Source organism: Tenebrionibacter intestinalis, from assembly GCF_016632365.1.
GTDB lineage: Bacteria > Pseudomonadota > Gammaproteobacteria > Enterobacterales > Enterobacteriaceae > Tenebrionibacter > Tenebrionibacter intestinalis.
The window spans coordinates 1-18,372 of sequence record NZ_JAEPBH010000005.1; the positions used below are offsets into that span (position 1 = coordinate 1).

15 protein-coding genes are annotated in these 18,372 nt (G+C 52.7%); 7 read left to right on the forward strand and 8 right to left on the reverse strand.

Annotated elements, in window-relative coordinates; all coding sequences use genetic code 11:
• Positions 1-208 precede the first annotated feature (208 nt).
• Both JJB97_RS02840 and mdtD read left to right on the forward strand, forming a co-directional pair.
• Positions 209-907 (forward strand): FadR/GntR family transcriptional regulator, encoded by a 699-nt coding sequence (locus JJB97_RS02840; RefSeq protein ID WP_238712293.1) that lies wholly within the window; start codon positions 209-211, stop codon positions 905-907.
• Positions 885-2,306 carry a multidrug transporter subunit MdtD gene (gene mdtD, locus JJB97_RS02845; protein ID WP_238712294.1) on the forward strand — a complete coding sequence of 474 codons (1,422 nt, stop codon included), beginning with the start codon at positions 885-887 and terminating at the stop codon, positions 2,304-2,306. The genes JJB97_RS02840 and mdtD overlap by 23 nt, the downstream gene beginning before the upstream one ends.
• Here mdtD and rbsR read toward each other — a convergent pair.
• The 7 genes from rbsR to kup all read right to left on the reverse strand — a co-directional run bounded on the left by rbsR (position 2,303) and on the right by kup (position 10,345).
• Complete coding sequence (gene rbsR / locus JJB97_RS02850) at positions 2,303-3,295, reverse strand: ribose operon transcriptional repressor RbsR (protein ID WP_238712295.1); 993 nt, start codon at positions 3,293-3,295, stop codon at positions 2,303-2,305. The two genes, mdtD and rbsR, sit on opposite strands and share 4 nt — an antisense overlap.
• Positions 3,296-3,299: 4 nt before the next feature.
• Entirely contained in the window at positions 3,300-4,229 is a 930-nt protein-coding gene (gene rbsK / locus JJB97_RS02855; protein ID WP_238712296.1) for a ribokinase, read from the reverse strand.
• 64 nt (positions 4,230-4,293) lie between these two features.
• Positions 4,294-5,181 (reverse strand): ribose ABC transporter substrate-binding protein RbsB, encoded by an 888-nt coding sequence (gene rbsB / locus JJB97_RS02860; RefSeq protein WP_238712297.1) that lies wholly within the window; start codon positions 5,179-5,181, stop codon positions 4,294-4,296.
• 18 nt (positions 5,182-5,199) lie between these two features.
• A complete protein-coding gene (rbsC, locus tag JJB97_RS02865) occupies positions 5,200-6,171 on the reverse strand; it encodes a ribose ABC transporter permease (RefSeq protein WP_238712298.1) in 972 nt (323 codons plus the stop codon).
• Entirely contained in the window at positions 6,168-7,682 is a 1,515-nt protein-coding gene (gene rbsA, locus JJB97_RS02870; RefSeq protein WP_238712299.1) for a ribose ABC transporter ATP-binding protein RbsA, read from the reverse strand. The genes rbsC and rbsA overlap by 4 nt, the downstream gene beginning before the upstream one ends.
• 7 nt (positions 7,683-7,689) lie before the next feature.
• Complete coding sequence (gene rbsD / locus JJB97_RS02875) at positions 7,690-8,109, reverse strand: D-ribose pyranase (RefSeq protein ID WP_238712300.1); 420 nt, start codon at positions 8,107-8,109, stop codon at positions 7,690-7,692.
• Between the two features lie 367 nt (positions 8,110-8,476).
• Positions 8,477-10,345: a low affinity potassium transporter Kup gene (gene kup / locus JJB97_RS02880; protein ID WP_238712301.1), complete on the reverse strand. Its 1,869-nt coding sequence runs from the start codon at positions 10,343-10,345 to the stop codon at positions 8,477-8,479.
• A 219-nt stretch (positions 10,346-10,564) separates the two neighbouring features.
• On the opposite strand from kup, the gene ravA reads away from it, so the two are divergent.
• Both ravA and viaA read left to right on the forward strand, forming a co-directional pair.
• The gene (gene ravA / locus JJB97_RS02885; RefSeq protein WP_238712302.1) at positions 10,565-12,061 is read left to right on the forward strand and encodes an ATPase RavA; all 1,497 of its coding nucleotides are present in this window, start codon (positions 10,565-10,567) and stop codon (positions 12,059-12,061) included.
• Positions 12,055-13,506, forward strand: coding sequence for an ATPase RavA stimulator ViaA (viaA, locus tag JJB97_RS02890; RefSeq protein ID WP_238712303.1), 1,452 nt, complete (start codon positions 12,055-12,057; stop codon positions 13,504-13,506). Before ravA ends, viaA begins: the two co-directional genes overlap by 7 nt.
• A 402-nt stretch (positions 13,507-13,908) precedes the next feature.
• Here viaA and asnA read toward each other — a convergent pair whose 3' ends face one another.
• Positions 13,909-14,901 carry an aspartate--ammonia ligase gene (asnA, locus tag JJB97_RS02895; protein WP_238712304.1) on the reverse strand — a complete coding sequence of 331 codons (993 nt, stop codon included), beginning with the start codon at positions 14,899-14,901 and terminating at the stop codon, positions 13,909-13,911.
• Positions 14,902-15,054: 153 nt separating this feature from the next.
• Here asnA and asnC point away from each other — a divergent pair, with 153 nt between their 5' ends.
• From asnC to mnmG, 3 genes are all read left to right on the forward strand, one after another.
• Positions 15,055-15,513 carry a transcriptional regulator AsnC gene (gene asnC, locus JJB97_RS02900; protein ID WP_238712305.1) on the forward strand — a complete coding sequence of 153 codons (459 nt, stop codon included), beginning with the start codon at positions 15,055-15,057 and terminating at the stop codon, positions 15,511-15,513.
• Positions 15,514-15,605: 92 nt separating this feature from the next.
• Positions 15,606-16,049, forward strand: a complete 444-nt coding sequence (gene mioC / locus JJB97_RS02905) for an FMN-binding protein MioC (protein WP_238712306.1) — start codon at positions 15,606-15,608, stop codon at positions 16,047-16,049.
• Between the two features lie 378 nt (positions 16,050-16,427).
• On the forward strand, positions 16,428-18,317 hold the full coding sequence (mnmG, locus tag JJB97_RS02910) for a tRNA uridine-5-carboxymethylaminomethyl(34) synthesis enzyme MnmG (RefSeq protein WP_238712307.1): 1,890 nt from the start codon (positions 16,428-16,430) through the stop codon (positions 18,315-18,317).
• The last annotated feature ends 55 nt before the right edge of the window (positions 18,318-18,372 follow it).

An 18,372-nucleotide genomic window follows, 5' to 3' on the forward strand; every position in this document is an offset into this window, starting at 1 on the left:
TACGCCGTCGCGCCGTGTCAGTGGTGGCGCATTATAGGGGCTGAAACGTAACTGACAAGTGGTTATTTAAAAAAAACGTTTAAACGAATAATTTTTCAGCGCCAGACCGCAAAAAGCAGCTTTTCCAACTTTTTTTGTGGTTTTTCCCACCGTATACCGCCGGGCCAGTGGCATACTGATAGATAATTTTTAGTTCAGGAATGTATCTATGTCTTTCTTCGCTCAACAGCAAGCAGCGCAAAAAAACCTCTCCTGGGTACTGGCTGGCAAACTGGCACAGCGAATTTTACGTGGTGAATATGCGCCCGGCCGCATCTTACCGGGTGAAATTGAGCTTGGTGAGCTATTTGGCGTTAGTCGTACGGCGGTAAGAGAAGCGATAAAAACACTGGCCGCAAAAGGCATGCTACTACCGCGTCCACGCATCGGTACCCGCGTCCTGCCGCAAAACCAATGGAATTTCTTTGATAAGGAATTACTAACCTGGTGGATAGAAGTTAATCAATTTTCACAGGTTGTTGATGAATTTTTAGTTATGCGTCGGTCACTTGAACCACAGGCCTGTTCGCTTGCCGCGACTCAGGCCACCCATGAGCAAAAAACAAAACTCCTCACTATCATGTCCCAAATGCATGCGTTAAAACATGTTTTCGATCGCCAACAGTGGGTAGATGTCGATATGGCTTTCCATGAACATATTTATGAAATGAGTCATAACCCGTTTCTTCGCTCTTTCTCCAACCTGTTCCGCTCAGTCTATTACAATTATTTCAAGTCAGTTGTGAACAATGATGTAGTGAAGCTCGATCTACATCAGGCGATAGTCGATGCCATTGTCAACGTCAATGGCAACGCCGCCTACAGCGCCTGTATTACGTTATTAAATGCGCCTGTCCCGGAACGCTAAGAACGTATCTATGTCGAAAGCACGCAGTATGGCTGGTCTGCCCTGGATTGCGGCAATGGCTTTTTTTATGCAGGCGCTGGATGCCACCATACTTAATACGGCCCTTCCCGCCATCGCCCACACGCTGTCGCGCTCACCGCTGGCAATGCAGTCAGCGGTGATTAGCTATGCGTTAACGGTAGCAATGCTAATTCCCGTCAGCGGCTGGCTGGCGAACCGTTACGGCACGCGGCGGGTCTTTATGCTGGCCGTTACGCTGTTTACGCTGGGTTCGCTGGCCTGCGCTTTATCGAACTCCCTTATTGAACTGGTTATCTTTCGTATTATTCAGGGCGTCGGCGGTGCGATGATGATGCCGGTGGCAAGGCTGGCGCTGCTGCGCGCTTATCCGCGCAGCGAGCTATTGCCGGTACTTAACTTCGTTACTATGCCTGGCCTGATTGGCCCTGTTATCGGTCCGATGCTGGGCGGCGTACTGGTTACATGGGCCAGTTGGCACTGGATTTTCCTGATAAATATCCCGATTGGCGCACTTGGGCTGCTTTATGCGCGCCACTATATGCCCAACTTTACCGCGCCAGGCCATCGATTTGATATAAAGGGTTTTTTCCTGTTTGGGTTGGGCCTGGTGCTCATTTCCAGCGGTATGGAACTTTTTGGCGAACATATTGTGGCAAGTTGGATAGCGTTGGTTGTCCTAACCGGTGGAGCGCTGTTGTTGATAAGCTATATTCTGCACGCGCGTCGTGCCGCTTCGCCGTTGATTGCGCTGCCCATATTTAAAATCCGCACTTTCTCGGTAGGGATCGCCGGAAATATCGCTTCGCGTCTGGGCACCGGCTGCGTCCCCTTTCTGATGCCGTTAATGTTACAGGTAGGTTTTGGTTATAGCGCGCTTATTGCCGGTTGCATGATGGCGCCTACAGCTATTGGCTCCATTGTGGCTAAATCGGTCGTCACTCGCGTACTACGCCGCATCGGCTATCGTCGCACGCTGGTGTTCATCACAATTTTTATCGGCCTGATAATCGCGCAGTTCTCGCTACAAACGGCAATGTTGCCCATCTGGATGTTGCTGATCCCGCTGTTTATCCTGGGGATGGCGATGTCCACCCAGTTTACCGCCATGAATACGATTACGCTTGCCAATTTAACCGACGAAAACGCCAGCAGCGGCAACAGTATGCTTGCGGTAACACAACAACTATCAATAAGTCTTGGCGTGGCGGTCAGCGCTGCGGTATTACGTTTTTATGGGAGCCAGGGAGTAAGCACTCTCGATCAGTTTCACGCTACGTTTATCACTATGGGCGCCGTAACTGTCATATCAGCGCTGGTGTTTATGCTACTGCGCCCGAACGATGGCCGAAATATGTTTTCAGAACGTCAGAAACATTAGCAGGAACCACGTACCACCAGCGTCGGCGTTGTCTGCAAAAGCTGCTGCTGCATATCAGGTTTTGTTATACGCTGGATAAGCACATTAACGGCCAGCTCGGCTAATTCATGCTTCGGCTGGTGAACCGTGGTAAGCGGCGGCGTCATGTAGCGCGCCAGTTCAATATTGTCATAACCCACCAGCGCCATATCTTTGGGTACAGCCAGCCCGGCTTGCCACAGCGCCTGACAGGCGCCGAAAGCCATAGCGTCATTACCACAAAAAACGGCCTGCGGCGGGGTTTCCAGCGCCAGCAGGCTTTGCATAGCGCTAAACCCGCCGGAAAATTCAAAATTCCCGACAAATACATATCCTGGCAGCACAGGTAAACCGGCGCGGGCCATAGCCGAACGATAGCCTTCAAGCCGCAGCCGCGCAGGCGTTTTATCAAGCGAGCCGGTAATACATGCAATGCGCTGATAACCTTTATCAATCAAATGTTGCGTGGCGATATTGCCGCCAAGCAGCGAGTTATCCTGTATCAGATCGCTACTGCCTTCGAACGGCGACCAGTCCATCATCACTGTGGGGATAGTGGGATAACGTCGCATAATATCCAGCGAAGGCAGATAGGTTTCCGTACACAGTAATAGCAGCCCGTCAACGCGCTTTTGCAGCAGTGTCTCAAGGTTACGATTCATGCGTTGCTCGTCACCTTCTGTATTGCACAGAACCAGGCTATAACCACGCTCAAAGCAGCTTCGTTCCACATTGTGCACGACTTCAGAGTAAAACGGGTTTGAACTGGCGGTAATCAACATGCCGATGGTATGGGTTTGACTTATTTTAAGGCTGCGCGCCAGCGCCGAAGGCGCATAGTTGAGCGTTTTTACAGCATCTTCAACCCGCATCCGAATGGCGTCGCTAACGAAACGATCGTTATTAATAACGTGAGAGACGGTAGATGTGGAAACGCCCGCAAGGCGGGCTACATCTTTCATTGTGGCCAAAAGATCACCTCTGTTTTGCTAAAAACGCATCGATTTCCTCTCTCCAGGGTACGGAAGGCTGCGCTCCCTGCCGGGTTACGGCGATTGCCGCCGCCGCATGGGCAAAACGAATGGCGTCGGGCAGTGACTTGTTTTCAAGAATAGCGGTGAGCAATGCGCCGTTAAAGGTATCGCCAGCAGCAATGGTATCCACAGCCTTAACGGCGAACCCCGCAATACGTTGCCCCTTGCCATTTTCACTCATCCAGACGCCACGTCTGCCAAGCGTAATTAATACGGTCGGAATCCCTTTTTTATGCAGTATTGCCGCCGCCTGCGCCGCGCTGGCGTCATCTTTGACCGCCACGCCGGTCAGCGTTTCGGCTTCCGTTTCATTGGGTGTGATAATATCAACCAATGCAAGTAGCTCATCTGGCAGCGCGCTGGCCGGCGCGGGATTGAGAACGGTCAAAACCCCATAGCGCCTGGCGATACGCGCCGCAGCCAGTACGCTTTCAGGCGGCGATTCCAGTTGCATTAATAACGCCCGCGCCATACTGATGCGTTCGCGCTCAGCCTCTACTCTCTGCGGCGATAGCCTGCCGTTAGCGCCAGCGTGAATGCCAATAACGTTTTCGCCTGCATCATTTACGAATATCAGCGCCACGCCGGTGGCTTCGCCAGCCGCTACGCTAACCGATGCGACATCCACACGATCCTGCTGTAGCTGATGGCGCACGCGCGCACCGACCTCGTCATCGCCCACGCAGGCGATAAATGCGATATCCGCGCCGCTGCGCCCGGCGGCCACCGCCTGATTGGCGCCTTTTCCCCCAAATGCCACCTGATAATGACGCCCGGTTAACGTTTCGCCCGATGCAGGAAAACGGTCGAGATTAAGGATATGGTCGGCGTTGATACTGCCCAGAACAACGAGTTGACCTGTGGTTTTCATGGTGATGCATCCGTAAAGTTGCGCCGCCCGAAGGCGGCGCATTGCCCTGCTTTCTTTGATAGTGTTATTGAGTAATCAGTTTTAAATCAACCGGGATTTTAGCGTCCACTTTATTGCCTTTCAGTACGTTATCTGCGGTTTGAACGCCAATAGCACCGATCTGCTCAGGCTGCTGAGCGACGGTAGCCCCCATTTTGCCACCATCAACCGCTTTTATACCATCTGCTGTGCCATCAAACCCAACAACCAGCACGTCGCTTTTACCCGCAGTTTGCAATGCACGCAGCGCTCCCAGCGCCATTTCATCATTCTGGGCAAACACAGCCTGGACGCCAGGATGCGCGGTCAACAGGTTTTGCATTACGTTCAGCCCACGGGTGCGGTCAAAATCAGCCGGCTGGCTGCCAAGTACAGTAAATTTATGCGCCGCTGCGGCCTGTTTAAACCCTTCTCCACGCTCACGCGCGACAGATGTTCCCGCAATGCCCTGTAATTCAATAACTTTTGCGCCTTCGCCCAGTTTCTGTGCAATGAAATCTCCGGCCATCTTACCGCCCGCCACGTTGTCGGATGCGATATGGCTTACCACATCGCCATTTGAAGCCTGGCGATCGAGCGTAATCACCGGGATTTTTGCCTGGTTTGCCATTTTCACCGCATTGCCAACGGCGTCAGAGTCGGTAGGGTTAATCATCAGCAGCTTCGCGCCGCGTACTGTCAGATCCTGTACGTTAGCCAGTTCTTTTGCCGGATTATTCTGAGAATCGAGTACGACCAGGTTATAGCCCAGTTTGTCGGCCTCTTTCTGCGCTCCGTCTTTAAGGGTTACAAAGAACGGGTTATTCAGCGTTGAGATAACCAGCGCAATAGTGTCTTTCGCCACAGCGTTAGCGCTGACGGTAGCGCTGAGCGCAATGGCGGATGCTAATGTCGCGAGTTTTTTCATGTTCATAATCGTAGATGTCCTTTATTACTGTTTTTTATTGTCCACCAGCACCGCCAGTAGAATAACCACCGCTTTCACGATCGTCTGGTAATAAGAAGAAACGCCTAACAGATTCAGGCCATTATTGAGGAAACCGAGGATCAGCGCGCCGATTAACGTTCCAACGATGCGGCCTTTACCGCCTGCCAGGCTGGTGCCGCCCAGCACCACTGCGGCAATTGCATCCAGTTCATAGCCAGTGCCTGCCGTAGGCTGCGCTGAAGACAAACGCGCGACTTCAATCACGCCAGCCAGCGCGGCCAGCATGCCGCATAGCGAGTAGACGACTACTTTGATTTTGTTGACGTTAATCCCGGATAAGCGAGTGGCCGCCTCGTTACCGCCCAGCGCATAGATGTAACGGCCTAACCGGGTGTGATGCAGCATGTACCACGCCGCCAGGAAAACAACCGCCATAATCCATACCGGCGTGGGGATGCCAAGCGGGCGGCCAATGCCGAACCAGCCAAATAAATCGGCGTTATCGGTAAAACCGGTATTAACCGGGCTGCCATTGGTATACACCATTGTCACGCCGCGCAGCAGCAGCATCATTACTAACGTAGCAATAAACGCCTGTACTTTGCCTTTAGCAACAATGACGCCGGTCACACCGCCTACGGCAGCGCCAAGCGCCAGCGCTGCGGCTACCGCCACCAGCGCGTTGACCTCAGCCCCTACTATCGACGCGGCTACCGCGCCGGTGAGCGCCAGCAGCGAACCCACCGACAGGTCGATACCTGAAGTAAGGATAACCAGCGTCATCCCTACAGCCATAATGGCGTTGACAGAGGTTTGTTGCAGGATATTAAACAGATTATTGAGAGTAAAAAAGTTAGGGCTGAGGGTAGAGACAATCGCAATCAGCACCAGCAGGGCTATCAGGGATTTTTGCTCCATCAGCCACGTTTTGCTAAACCAGCGACGGTTTGCAACAGACTGGGTTGTGCCGCTCATGCTTGCTGCTCCTGATACGCGCTGTGTAGCTTGCCGACAGCGGCGGCCATCAGCGTTTCCTGAGTAGCCTGCGCGCGCGTAAATTCACCGCCGTTATGGCCTTCGTGCATCACCATAATGCGGTCGCTCATGCCAAGCACCTCAGGCATTTCGCTGGACACCAGAATGATGCTCAGCCCTTTAGCTTTAAACTGGTTAATAAGCTGGTAGATCTCTTTTTTGGCGCCCACATCCACGCCACGGGTTGGCTCATCGAGAATAAGTACTTTTGGGCGCGTCATCAGACCGCGGGCAATCGCCACTTTCTGCTGATTGCCGCCGGACAACAGACCGATAGTTTGATTTATTGACGGCGTTTTAATATTAAACAGGCGGATAAAATCCAGCACGGCCTGCGCTTCCTCCTTATGCCTGAGGCGTCCCCCCCCGCTGCTGAAATAGCGCAGCGCAGTAAGGGACATATTCTCTTTTACCGACATCCCCAGCACCAGGCCATCGCGTTTACGGTCTTCAGAAATATAAACGATACCGTTTAACAGCCCATCCTGTGGCATATGCGTTACAACTTCACGCCCGTCCAGCGCTACGCTACCGCCGCTACGCGGCAGCGCCCCGTACAGCACTTTCATCAATTCTGTACGCCCGGCCCCCATCAGACCGCAGACGCCGAGTATCTCTCCTCTGCGCAGCGTAAAACTCACATTGTGTATGCCGGGGCCGCAGAGTCTGTCAACCTGCAGACGGACATCGCCTGGTTCGTTATCAAGTCGTGGATATTGATCTTCAAGTTTGCGGCCTACCATCATTTCAATGAGTTTGTCCTCTGTCAGCGTATCCACCTCACGTTCGGCAATAAACTGCCCGTCGCGAAAAACCGTTACATCATCGCAAATGTCAAAAATCTCTTTCATGCGGTGCGAAATGTACACAATGCCACAGCCCTGCGCCTTTAATTCACGGATGGTACGAAATAGCGACTCGGTTTCAGTGTCGGTAAGCGCATCCGTCGGTTCATCCATGATGATAACCTTTGATTCAAAACTCAGTGCCCTGGCAATCTCAACCATTTGCTGATCGCCAATGGAAAGCTCGCCGACTAACCGGCGGCTGGTAAAACGCAGATTAAGTTTTTTCAACCACTTATCAGCTTCATCGTACATCTTTTTCCAGTCAATGCGACCGAAGCGCCCCACAAACTCGCGGCCAAGGAAGATATTCTCCGCAATAGTGAGCGCGGGGATCAGGTTCAGTTCCTGGTGAATAATGCCAATCCCCGCGTCCTGAGAAGCTTTTGGCCCGCTGAAGGCCGTGTCTTTTCCCAACCATCGCAGCGAACCGGCATCTTTGGTGTAGATGCCGGTCAGTATTTTCATCATCGTGGATTTACCTGCGCCGTTTTCTCCCACCAGCGCCATCACGCGGCCGGGATAAACGTTCAGCGCAGCGCCGCAAAGCGCCTTAACGCCAGGGAACGATTTATCAATCCCTTTAAGTTCCAGAAGTGCTTGCATACCGGCCTCAGAACGTTACGCCAGCGTAAAGAATGATGTTCGCATACGGGGAACATTCCCCGCTGCGAATAACCGCACGACTATTAGCCGTTTCTTGTTTGAATTGCTCGTGTGTCACGTAATGCAGAGCAATGATATTTCCCTGGTGGTGTTGCAGCAGCCTGATTTGCTCAAGCAACGTTTCATGGAGCGCTGAGTTGTACTGTTTAATCTCCTCAGCCAGCACGGCTTTCTCAACCTGCATTTCCGCCGTTACCGCTTTCAGCACCTGCATAAAGGAAGGGATACCGTGCGACAAAGCCATATCGATACGCGATGGACCACGCGGAACAGGCAAACCGGCATCGCTGATAGTTAGCATATCCGTATGACCCAGGCGGGAAACGACCGAAGAAATGTCCGCGTTAAGTAGCGTGCCTTTTTTCATTTTTCAACTCCAGCAGCGAAACGTTTCGCTGGCGTCAAGTTTAGTAATGACATTGTTAATAAAACAATCACAACTTAATAGAAATGTGATCGTTATCGATACGCTTTATCTGTCTTTGTAAGACTTATCGTTTCAGCTAATACCATAAGAAAAATAATGGGTAACATGCCCGTTGTATTAACATTCGCTACCTGAATAAAACGCTCACGCCGGCGTTTTGAGCGATAGACGACAAATAGAATGCAAAACAATAAGGGGGAAGCCGCAACGACTCCCCCCTTTATTTCGTTCACTCAAATTAAGCTATCAACTTCGGTGAATGTCACCGCCTCATATTTTCCGTTTTAACGGCAAGCCAGTTTCAGCGTTAAATCTCAACCTGCGTCCCCAGCTCGATAACCCGGTTCGGCGGAATTTCAAACTGGTCCGGCGCGCGCAACGCATTACGCTGAAGCAGCAAAAACAGTTTTCCGCGCAGGCGTAAATACCAGGGGCGCTTACCGATGATCAAAGATTCATGTGACATAAAAAAAGAAGTTTCCATCATCCGGCAACTCAGCCCTTCCAGCCCGCAGCGGTGGAACACTTCTTCCACATTTGGCGTTTCCCGCCACCCGTAGCTGGCCACCACGCGCCAGAATGTGGGAGAAAGCGGTTCAATGGAGACGCGCTTTACGTTATGTACATACGGCGCATCTTCAGTACGCAACGTCAGCAAAATTACACGCTCGTGCAGTACCTTGTTATGCTTGAGGTTATGCAGCAGAGCAAACGGAATCACATTCAACGCTCGCGACATATAGACCGCCGTTCCCTGCACGCGCACCGGCGGTGACTTTTCCAGCGAGGCAATCAGCGCCTCCAGCGAATTGCCATGTTCATGCATACGGCGCAACAGGCGAAAGCGCTCACTTTTCCAGGTGGTCATGATGGTAAACATCGCCAGGCCCAGGCAAAGAGGCAGCCAGCCGCCGGAGAAAATCTTCTGCACATTGGCCAGAAAGAGCGGTACGTCCACACACAGAAACACCAGGCCAATCAGCAGTACCAGAAACTTATTCCAGTGCCAGTTTTTACGCGCCACTGTGCAGGAGAGAATGGAAGTCAGCACCATCGTGCCCGTTACCGCAATCCCATAAGCTGCCGCAAGGTTGCTGGAGCGCTCAAAACTCACAATCACCAGCACGACGGCAAAATAGAGCAACCAGTTTATTACCGGGATGTAAATCTGCCCGGACTCCATTTCCGATGTGTGAATAATGCGCATTGGAGAAAGGTACCCCAGGCGCACCGCCTGGCGGGTAAGCGAAAATACGCCGGAAATAACCGCCTGAGAAGCAATAACCGTTGCCAGTGTTGCCAGTATCAGTAACGGGATGAGCGCCCAGTCCGGCGCCTGCAAAAAAAACGGATTCTTAATAGCCTCCGGCGACTTCAGAAGCAGCGCGCCCTGGCCAAAATAGTTAAGTACCAGAGACGGCAACACTACGGTGAACCAGGCAATGCGAATAGGCAGCTTACCGAAATGCCCCATATCCGCATAGAGCGCTTCCACGCCGGTAATCGCCAGCACAACCGCCCCCAGCGCCACAAACGACACCGCTTTATATTCAATGAAGAAATGCGCAGCCCACATTGGGTTTAGCGCCAGCAGTACCTCCGGGTTGCCGGTAATACTACGCAGGCCAAGCATCGCCAGTACCAGAAACCACGTCAGCATAATTGGCGCAAACAGTTTACCCACCAACCCCGTGCCGTGCTTTTGAATAACAAACAGCAGCGTCAGCACCGCAATCGACAGCGGGACAATGTATGCATCGAGCGATGGCGCGGCAATTTCCAACCCTTCAATGGCCGACATTACCGATATCGCCGGGGTGATAACGACCTCACCATAGAAAAAACTGCCGCCGATAAGCCCCATAATAACCAGAACAGAGGTCATTTTCGCCGATGTGTTGCGCCCGGCAAGGGACATTAACGTCAGTATACCGCCCTCGCCGGCATTATCGGCACGCATAACAAATGACAGATACTTAACAGAAACGACAATAACCAGTAGCCAGAAAATCAATGACAGAAAGCCTAAAATGGCGTCACGTTCCACGCCAAACCCAAACTGACCGGACAGACATTCACGTAGTGTATAAAGAGGACTGGTACCAATATCGCCATAAACAACCCCGATAGCCGCCAGCGTAATCGCTGGCAGGGCTTCTTTTTTATCAGTGCTCATAGACTAAACTTTATTCAGATATTGATGATTTAACGTCCCGAACGGGCCGCGAAAGGCGCCCAGTATGCACGATTAACGTGAAAATAGTACCCTGCGTTACAGGTAAATTAACCAGAGTAAAACCCTTTTATTGTTTGATTCAGCGGGTTAACGGTTAATATCGGAAACGATTATAATGCCATCCCGAGCCAATTGACGGGTAAGGACGCACAGATAACGATGGCTTACGTAAATTTATTAGCAGAACGCATCACGCGGTTAAGCCAGGCGCTGGAAACCGGGCTATTTGAACGCAGCCATGCCGTGCGTCTGTGCCTGCTTGCAGCGCTGAGCGGCGAAAGCGTCTTTTTGCTGGGCCCGCCTGGTATTGCCAAAAGCCTGATTGCCCGCCGCCTGAAATACGCCTTTCGTAATGCTCGCGCTTTTGAATATCTGATGACCCGCTTCTCCACACCAGAAGAAGTTTTTGGCCCGCTTTCTATCCAGGCTCTGAAAGACGAGGGGCGTTATGAACGCCTCACTGGCGGATACCTGCCAGAAGCGGAAATCGTATTTCTGGATGAAATCTGGAAAGCGGGTCCGGCCATCCTCAATACGCTATTGACAGCCATTAACGAACGCCGCTTTCGCAACGGCGCGCAGGAAGTAAAAATCCCGATGCGCCTTCTGGTAGCCGCCTCTAATGAACTACCGGAAGATGACAGCAGCCTTGAGGCGCTCTACGATCGTATGCTGATACGTCTGCTGCTCGACAGAGTGCAGGATAAAAGCAATTTTCAGGCAATGCTTACCAGCCAACATCATGAAAATGAAAATCCGGTGGCGCCCGCGCTTCAGGTAAGCGATGACGAATACCATCGCTGGCAGGAAGAAATAAGCAAAGTTACGCTACCTGGCGAAGTATTTGAGCTGATTTACCAGCTGCGACAACGCCTGGAAGCGCTAACGCAGGCGCCTTACGTTTCCGACAGGCGCTGGAAAAAGGCGTTACGCCTGCTTCAGGCCTGCGCTTTTTTCAGCGGACGTAGCGAAGTAGCCCCCATTGACCTTATTTTGCTAAAAGATTGCCTGTGGCACGATATGAATGCCAGGGACCTGCTGCAACAGCAGGTGGAGTTGCTAATGACCGGCAGCGCCTGGCAGCAGCAGGAGATGTTGACCCGCCTGGGGGCGATTGCGCAGCAACGCTTACAGCTTCAACAGCAGCACAGCGACCGCAGCGCGCTTAAAGTGGAACGCCTGGGCGGGATATTCAGCCGCAAGCCGCACTATACGCTGCCGGAATCGCTTACCGGCGAAAACCTGACCCTGTTTTTACAACAGCCGCTCCGCCTGCACGATATGGAAGTTATTCACGTGGAGATCGTTCGCACAGCGCTAACCCAGTGGCTGCAAAAAGGCGGTGAAATCCGCGGCAAGCTTAACGGCATTGGCTTTGCCCAGCCGCTGGCGCTGGAAGTGAACGATGCACAACACCTGATTATCCGCGACGTTAGTCTCAAAGGCACGGCGCTGGCGCGGCCAGGGACGCAGCAAAGCGGTCTTCCACAGGAAACCGTCATACAGCTTGACGAACTGGAAGAAGATTATCATCACCAGCATCGGCGTTTTAGCGAACAGCAAAAATGCCTGTTCATTCCCGCCGACTGGCTTGGGCGTATTGAAGCCAGCCTTCAGGAAGTGGCAACGCAAATTAAGCAGGCGCGTCAGTGCTAAGCCTGGCCACGCTGGACGCCATTATCGGCATCAGTGAAGGACAGCTCATTGAAGATATTCTTCTCGCTTTGCTGGCAGCTCCGCAGTTAGCGATATTTTTTGAAAAGTTTCCGCGCCTGAAAAATGCGCTACTACGTGATATGCCGCGCTGGCGTGAACGGCTGCGCGCCCGGTTGCAGCACACCCCCGCCCCGCCAGGCCTGGCGAAAGAAATACAGGAATACCAAAACAGCCAACAACTCTCCGGCTCGCCGTTCAACGCTCGTTTGCCCGCAACGCTCAGGCTATTGCAGGAGGTAGACTCGCCGTTTAGCGTTCAGGCTCAACAACTGATAGACAATAATACTTATTTTACCCCGGCGCTACAGACGCTGTTTTTACAACGCTGGCGGCTGAGCCTGATTGTGCAGGTGTCCGCACTCAACCAACAGCTACTGGAAAACGAACGTGAAAAACTGCTGGCGGAAGTACAACAGCGGCTGGCGATGAGCGGCCAGCTTGAACCGGTTCTGGTTGAAAACGTTAACGCCGCCGGGCGGCTATGGGATCTCAGTGCCGGGCGGTTACAACGCGGCGACTACCAGCTCATCGTCAAATACGGCGATTTTTTGCAACATCAGCCTGAGTTGCAAAAACTGGCGGAGCAACTGGGTCGTTCGCGCAAAGCCAAAGCCGTACCAAAAAAAGATGCTCCCACGCAAACCTGGCGCCGGAGGGTGCGTGAGCCGGCAACCACCCCGGAACAGGTTGACGGATTGCAGCACAGCGACGATATTCTGCGCCTGCTGCCGCCAGAACTGGCAACGCTTGGCATCAGCGAGCTGGAGTTAGAATTTTACCGGCGGCTGGCGGAAAAACAGCTACTGACCTATCGCCTTCATGGAGATGCCTGGCGTGAAAAAGTGGTTGAGCGCCCGCTGGCGCATGAGGATTTTGACGAACACCCCCGCGGGCCGTTTATCGTCTGCGTTGATACATCAGGATCAATGGGCGGCTTTAATGAGCAATGCGCCAAAGCATTCTGTCTGGCGCTGATGCGTATAGCCCTGGCGGATAACCGCCGTTGCTACATTATGCTGTTTTCCAGTGAAGTGGTGCGCTATGAACTCAGCGGACATGACGGCATTGAGCAGGCAATTCGCTTTCTCAGCCAGCGCTTTCGCGGCGGCACGGATATCGCCCGTTGTCTGCGCGCAGTGGCCGAAAAAATGCAGGGGGGCGACTGGCACGATGCCGACGCAGTCATCATTTCCGATTTTATCGCCCAGCGGCTACCTGAAGAGGTTATTGGTCAGGTTAAAACCCTACGGCGTCAGTACAATAACCGTTTTCACGCAGTGGCCATGTCGGCACACGGTAAACCTGGCATTCTACGCATCTTCGATCATATCTGGCGCTTTGATACTGGCATGCGCAGCCGCCTGCTGCGCCGCTGGAAGCGCTAATCCCTGCTTCAAAAAACAAAGGTTTGTAGCACCGCTAACATCGCTGAACCGCAGGCCGCAAGAAACGGCCAGCCCGCCAGGAATGGCGGTCTGAGGCTTCACGCAGCATGGACAACATTGACAGGTAATATTGCAGGCCCGAAGGGGCGAGGCTTTGAAATCGTCCGGGTATTCACGCATCGGGCCTGCCGCAGGCTGATGGCTGGGAGGCGAGCGTACCGCGAGGCGGCGATCTCTTTGAGGGGCCGCCGGAATTGATAAGGGGCGCATGCAGGCGCCCCTTAACCCGTACCTGACGATAACGTCGCTTTATTTAGTTCATCATCAAGTGAGCGAAGCTAGCGTTTATCCTTAACCGAGCAATACCATTGCGCAGGCGAATTCCTGGCATTACCAGTAGAACTACAGCAAATCATCCACGCTGCCTGCAATATCTGCCGGCCATACGCCGCTTTGCACCTGGCCTATGTGTGAAAGCTGTAGCAGTAGCATGGTAAGGCGCGACTGGCCAATACCGCCCCCGATCGTTTGCGGCATTTCACCTTTCATCAGGCTCTGGTGCCACGCAAGCTGGCTACGTTCTTCATCACCCGTGATAGCCAACTGACGCTTAAGCGTTTGCGGGTCAACACGGATGCCCATTGAAGAAATCTCAAACGCATCTTCCAGCACCGGGTTCCAGACCAGAATATCACCATTAAGCCCGGCAAAACCGTCTTCGGTTGGCGTACTCCAGTCGTCATAGTCTGGCGCGCGTACGTCGTGGCGCCTGCCGTCGGCAAGCTTCCCGCCGATGCCAATCAGAAATACCGCGCCCAGTTCTTTAGCGATCGCGCGTTCACGCCCTTTGCCGTCAAGCTCCGGAAAACGGCTTTGCAGCGTTTCACTGTGTACAAAATGAATCTGCTGCGGCAGGAACGGCGCCAAACCGAACTCGCGACTTACCCGCGCTTCGGTCGCTTTAATCGCTTGCCAGAGGGTTTCAACCATTTTCTTCAGCGTAGCCAGGTGGCGTTCACCCTCCCCCATGACTCGCTCCCAGTCCCACTGATCGACGTACACCGAGTGGATCGGCGACAGACGATCTTCATCCGGGCGTAGCGCTTTCATATGCGTATACAGCCCTTCCCCGGCGCTAAAATCATGCTGGCCAAGGGTCCTACGTTTCCATTTAGCCAGCGAGTGCACAACTTCGAATTGTGCCTCAGGGATAGCCTTTACGCGCACCTGCACCGCTTTCTCGCTGCCGGACAGATTATCCTGCGTCCCGTCACCTAACCGGCTGAGAATGGGCGCCTGTACTTCAACCAACCCCAGGCGGTCTTCCAGCTCGCGGGAAAACCAGGATTTCACGGCGCTGATCTGTCGTTGTCTTGCGATATAAGCGGTCTTCATTGTTTTTTTACTCCTGTCGTCCAATGGCATTGATTAAGCAACAGAACGGAGGGACAATTCAATATTCAATAACAAAAAAGGCATATCGCATTTTATTTCACTAAAATATTGCCCATAAAAATGAATATTAATCATTAAACCTGAGGAAAAACGATGGAAAATTATCAGATCGATAATCTGGACCGCGGCATACTGGAAGCGCTAATGGCAAATGCACGCACGCCTTACGCTGAACTTGCCAAACAGTTTGCCGTAAGCCCGGGCACCATTCATGTGCGAGTGGAGAAGATGAAGCAGGCAGGCATTATTACCGGCGCCCGGATTGATATAAGCCCGAAAAAGCTGGGCTACGACGTATGCTGCTTTATTGGCATTATTCTCAAAAGCGCCAGGGACTACCCAACGGCGCTGGCAAAGCTTGAACAGCTTCCCGAGGTTACCGAAGCCTGGTACACCACCGGTCACTACAGTATTTTTATCAAGGTTATGTGCCGCTCTATCGATGCCCTGCAGGAAGTACTTATCAACAAGATCCAGACCATTGATGAGATCCAGTCCACCGAGACGCTGATCTCACTACAAAACCCCATTATGCGTACGATCAAGCCCTGAAAGGGGTTTTTTATTCCCAACATTTCCACAGGTAGATCCCAACTGATTCACAGCGTACAATACGCATCGTTTTACTCACGACGGAACCCTACATGGCCGACATTACTCTTATCAGCGGCAGTACGTTGGGCAGTGCTGAATATGTGGCGGAACATCTGGCCGAAAAGCTGGAAGAAGCCGGTTACGCTACCGCAACCCTGCACGGCCCCGCGCTGGCGGATCTTTCAGACAGCGGCATCTGGCTGGTGGTGAGTTCAACCCACGGCGCAGGGGAGCTGCCGGACAATCTGCAACCGTTTTTTAACGCTCTGTCTGCGCAACGTCCCGACCTGAGCGCCGTGCGCTACGGCGCTATTGGCATTGGCAGCCGTGAATATGACACCTTCTGCGGCGCGATCGATAAAATAGAAGCGTTATTGACTGAACTTGGCGCTCGCCGCATCGGGGAAACGCTCAGGATTAATGTACTCGATCATGAAATCCCGGAGGATCCGGCAGAAATTTGGCTGAGTCACTGGCAGAAATTGCTCAACTGAATGTAAAGATCGCACTTTTTTATGTGGATAACTCTGGTTAAAAGCTTGGATCAACCGGTAGTTATCCAATGTACAAGCGTTGTACGGTTTTTGTGCTGTGTATAACTCTCCATTCTGATCCCAGCTTATACGGTGCGGGATCACCGGGAATACACAACAAACGATCCTTAGTAATCTATTGATCCATAGCGCATAATAGTCGTTATCCACAGCATCCTGCGATCCTAATAAGAGATCACAATAAAACAGATCTCATAAAGAAAGATCTTCTTTTTAATAGCTAACGATCCCCGGGCTTTCTCGATAGCCAAAAGTTAAGTAGAATTCCGGCCCCGGGCGCTTGCAACCCAAATTCGCACAACCGCGAGGCAGTTAACCATGTTTTATCCGGATCCTTTTGACGTCATCATTATCGGCGGGGGTCATGCTGGTACCGAAGCCGCAATGGCTGCGGCGCGCACAGGTCAGCAAACCCTGCTGCTTACCCATAACATCGATACACTGGGACAGATGTCCTGTAACCCGGCGATCGGCGGTATCGGAAAAGGACATCTGGTTAAAGAAGTGGACGCCCTTGGCGGTTTGATGGCGCAGGCTATCGATCGAGCGGGGATTCAGTTCCGGACGCTAAACGCCAGCAAAGGCCCGGCTGTTCGCGCCACCCGAGCGCAGGCCGATCGCGTCCTGTATCGCCAGGCTGTACGCACCAGCCTTGAAAACCAACCTGGCCTGATGATCTTTCAGCAGGCGGTTGAGGATCTTATCGTTGAAAATGGCCGGGTGACGGGCGTTATTACGCAGATGGGCCTTAAATTCAGGGCGGGCGCTGTTGTTCTTACCGTCGGAACTTTCCTTGATGGTAAAATTCATATTGGGCTGGATAATTACAGCGGCGGTCGCGCAGGCGATCCGCCTTCCATTGCGCTGGCTCGCCGCCTGCGTGAGTTACCGCTTCGCGTCAGCCGCCTGAAAACAGGCACGCCGCCGCGTATTGATGCGCGCACCATTGATTTTAGCGTATTAACCCCTCAGCACGGCGATGACCCGATACCGGTCTTCTCTTTTTCCGGCAATGCTGCCCAACATCCGCGACAAATTCCGTGCTACATCACCCATACCAACGAAAAAACGCATGAGGTGATTCGCAATAATCTGGATCGCAGCCCAATGTATGCGGGGGTGATTGAGGGCATCGGCCCGCGCTACTGCCCATCAATTGAAGATAAAGTAATGCGTTTTGCCGATCGTAACGCACACCAGATTTTTCTGGAGCCGAAAGGGCTTACCAGCAACGAAATTTATCCTAACGGCATCTCTACCAGCCTGCCGTTCGATGTGCAGATGCAAATAGTACGTTCCATGCAGGGCATGGAAAATGCAAAGATTGTGCGTCCCGGATACGCTATTGAATATGATTTCTTCGACCCACGGGATCTTAAATTAACGCTGGAGAGTAAGCATATTCACGGTTTGTTCTTCGCAGGCCAGATTAACGGTACAACAGGGTATGAAGAAGCCGCCGCGCAAGGGTTATTGGCAGGCCTGAACGCCGCGCGTTATTCCGCCGATCTGGAAGGCTGGGCGCCGCGTCGCGATCAGGCCTACCTGGGCGTGCTGGTGGATGACCTGTGTACGCTTGGCACCAAAGAGCCGTATCGCATGTTTACTTCACGTGCGGAATATCGCCTGATGCTGCGTGAAGATAACGCCGATTTACGCCTGACGGAAACCGGCCGTATGTTGGGGTTGGTCGATGACGCTCGCTGGGCTAGTTTCAGTGAGAAGGTTGAACGTATTGAGCGTGAACGTCAGCGCCTGAAGGACGTCTGGGTGCATCCGAATTCTGCAAGCGCTGACGAGATTAACGCTCTGCTTACCTCGCCGCTGTCGCGCGAGGCCAGCGGTGAGGATTTGCTAAAGCGCCCGGAAATGACCTATGCAAAGCTGACGGCGCTGACGCCATTTTCGCCCGCGCTTGATGATGAGCGCGCCGCTGAACAGGTCGAAATACAGGTTAAATACGAAGGTTACATTGCACGCCAGCAGGATGAAATTGAAAAGCAACTGCGTAACGAGAATACGCTGTTGCCGGAAACGCTGGATTATCAGCAGGTATCCGGGTTGTCCAATGAGGCTATCGCCAAGCTCAACGATCATAAACCGGCGTCCATTGGGCAGGCTTCGCGCATCTCGGGTATTACGCCTGCGGCGATCTCAATCCTGCTCGTCTGGTTGAAAAAACAGGGGCTTTTACGCCGTAGCGCCTGATTGCGGTGTTAAATGACGGGCCGGGTTTCTCCGGCCCATTTTTTTGATGGGTAGA